Origin of the sequence: Catenulispora rubra, from assembly GCF_015356825.1 — a bacterium.
GTDB lineage: Bacteria > Actinomycetota > Actinomycetes > Streptomycetales > Catenulisporaceae > Catenulispora > Catenulispora rubra.
Map to the genome: position 1 here is coordinate 1 of NZ_JAACYW010000526.1, position 3,228 is coordinate 3,228.

Consider the following 3,228-nt stretch of genomic DNA (forward strand, 5'->3'; position numbering starts at 1 on the left):
GTTCCTGACCGAGCGTGCTGAGCTTCCGTTGGAGCAGGTCGCGTCGGCGCTGGTCCGGGATCGGGCTGCGCTGTCGGATCGCGCGGTGGTACTGGCAGCAGACCGCGTCGACGCGGTGGCCGCCCTGGGGGCACTGGCGCGCGGCGAGTCGGTGCCCGAGGTGATCACAGGCTCGGTGGTCGATGACGGTGTGGTCGCGGTGCTGTTCACCGGCCAGGGGAGCCAGCGTCTGGGAATGGCGCGGGGCTTGTATGAGCGGTTTGCGATTTTCCGTGAGTCGTTTGATGCGGTGTGTGCGGCGTTGGATGCGGAGTTGGCCGGTCATGTGGATCGGTCGGTCGCAGAGGCTGTATTCGGTACGGATCCTGAGGTTCTGAATCAGACAGTGTTTGCCCAGGCGGGGCTGTTCGCGGTTGAGGTGGCGCTGTTTCGTCTGGTTGAGGGTTGGGGTGTGCGTCCGGAGTTCGTCGGTGGTCATTCCTTGGGCGAGTTGACCGCGGCGCACATCGCTGGGGTGTTGTCGCTGCCGGATGCTGCGGCGTTGGTGGCGGCGCGTGGTCGGCTGATGCAGGCGTTGCCGGATGGCGGCGTGATGGTGTCGGTGGCTGCCGGGCTGGAGACCGTATCGCGGTTGCTGGTTCCGGGTGTGGACGTGGCTGCGGTGAACGGTCCGGCCTCGGTGGTGTTGTCCGGCGCGGCCGAGCCGGTGCAGCGGGTGGTTGCAGCGTTGAGTGAGCAGGGCATCAGGACTCGGTCTCTGGTGGTGTCGCACGCGTTCCATTCGGTCTTGATGGAGCCGATGCTGGCTGAGTTTGAAGCAGTCGCGCGCCGGCTGGAGTACCACGAGCCGCAGATCGGCCTGGTCTCGGCGGTGACCGGTGAGATCGCCGATCCGAGCTTGGTGTGTGATCCGGAGTATTGGGTCCGCCATGTGCGGCGGCCGGTGTTGTTCGCCGATGCGGTCCGGTCGTTGTACGAGGCTGGCGTGTCGACCGTGGTGGAGTTGGGCCCCGACGCGGTGCTGTCGGCGATGGGCGCGCAGTGCCTGGACGACCCGGAGGCGATGGCGTTCGTACCGTCGTTGCGGTCCGGCAAGGACGGCCTCGTGGCGATGCTGACCGCGCTCAGCGCGCTGCATGTGCGCGGTATCGCAGTGGACTGGTCCGCGCTGCCGGCGACCGACTCTGCCGCCGGTGACATCGACCTGCCCACCTACGCCTTCCAGCACCAGCCCTACTGGCTGCACGGCGGACCCGACGCCACGCCTCCCATCATCACCGACGGCTTGTTCCGCGTCGGATGGGAGCCGATGCCGGCGCGCTCGACGGTGGCCGGTGAGAGCCCGGCGCCGATCCCGCTTCCCGTCAGCACGGTCGACGACATCCGTGCGCTGGCCAGCACCGGAGCTGGCGCCTCGGCGCCGCAGGTGCTCATGGTGGACGCCACCGGCGGTCCGCGGAGCGATGCCGACGGAATCCTGCAGGCCGCGTCCGGAATCCTCGCGCTGCTCCAAACCTGGCTGGCCGAACCGGCGCTCGACGAGACCCGCCTGCTCCTCGTGACGCGCGGCGCGGTGGCGACACGGGCCGCGGCCGAGCTGACCGACCCGGCGGGCGCCGCGATCTGGGGCCTGGCCCGCTCGGCCCAGGCCGAGCACCCGGGCCGCCTGGTGCTGCTCGACACCGACGGCGAGCCGCCGTCCCCGGACGTCCTCTCGGCGGTCCTGCTCGGGGACGAGCCCCAGGCGGCGGTACGCGGGCCGGAGCTCCGGGTACCGCGCCTGGTGCCCGCCGCCCCGATCGCGAACCTGACCACGGACCCGCGCCCCGACTCCCACCGGAACCCCGGGCCGGAGCGAGAACCGGCACCGCGACCGGCATCAGAACCGGCATCAGAACCGACATCAGAACCGACATCAGAACCGACATCAGAACCGCACGCACCCGGAACCGTCCTCATCACCGGCGGCACCGGCACCCTGGGCCGTCTCCTCGCCCGCCACCTGGCGCGCGCCCACGGCGTCCGCTCCCTCCTCCTCGCGAGCCGCCGCGGCCCCGACGCCCCCGGCGCCGCGCAGCTCGTCGCGGACCTGTGCGAGCAAGGATGCGACGTGCGCGTCGCGGCCTGCGACGTGGCCGACCGCGCCGCACTGTCCGCGCTGCTGGCCTCGATACCGGCGGACCGCCCGCTGACCGGAGTGATCCACACCGCCGGCGTCCTGGACGACGGCGTCGTGGCCGCGCTCGACGCCGAACGCCTGGCGCGCGTCTTCCGGCCGAAGGCCGACGCGGCGTCGGCCCTGGACGAGGCGACGCGCGACCTCGACCTGTCGATGTTCGTGCTCTTCTCCTCGGCCGCGGGGATCTTGGGCAACCCGGGGCAGGCGAACTACGCGGCGGCGAACGCGGCCCTCGACGCCGTGGCGCAGCGCCGCCTGGCCGCCGGGCAGCCGGCCCTGTCCCTGGCCTGGGGCGGCTGGGCGGCCTCCGGCGGGATGACCGCGCACCTCGGCCCGGCCGACGTCGAGCGCAACCGGCGCATCGGCATGTCCGAGCTCTCCGCCGAAGCAGGCCTGGACCTGTTCGACCGCGCGCTGCGGTCCGCCCGGACGCAGTCCGACGACGCCGTCCTGGTCGCCGCCGAGATGGACGTGCGAGCCCTGCGGGATCCGGTGGTCACGGCGACGCTTCCCGCAATGCTCCGTGCCCTGGTACCGACACGGCGGCGCCGCACCGCGGACCGCGGACCGTCCTCGCAGCCGGCGTCGCCAACGGCGCACAGCGACCTGGCCGGGCGGCTCACAGCTCTGGAACCCGCAGAACAGGACGCGTACCTCCTCAACCTGGTCGCCGACCAAGCCGCACACGTCCTGGGCCACGCGTCCGCGCAGGGCATCGAACCCGCCCGCCCGTTCCGCGATCAAGGCTTTGACTCTCTGACCTCGGTCGAACTCCGCAACCGGCTCAGCGCCGCGACCGGCCTCCGGCTCCCGGCCACCCTGGTCTACGACCGCCCGAGTCCCCGCGAACTGGCCGCCCACCTGCGCTCCACGCTGGTGGCCACCGAGGCCGCCGATGGCGAGCAATGGTCGGCGTTGGTCTACCGGACACGCTGCAGAAACTGCCCGGCCCGGCCGCGCTGGCGCTGGTGTTCCTGCTGCCCGCGCTGGAGGCCTCGGTCTTCCTGGGCTTTCTGATCCCCGGCGAGATCGCCGTGGTGATCGGCGGC

1 protein-coding gene is annotated in these 3,228 nt (G+C 71.9%); it reads left to right on the top strand.

Annotated elements, in window-relative coordinates:
• The first annotated feature begins 235 nt into the window (after positions 1 to 235).
• A complete protein-coding gene (locus GWK61_RS53465) occupies positions 236 to 3,196 on the top strand; it encodes an SDR family NAD(P)-dependent oxidoreductase (RefSeq protein ID WP_267254603.1) in 2,961 nt (986 codons plus the stop codon).
• Positions 3,197 to 3,228: the final 32 nt, after the last annotated feature.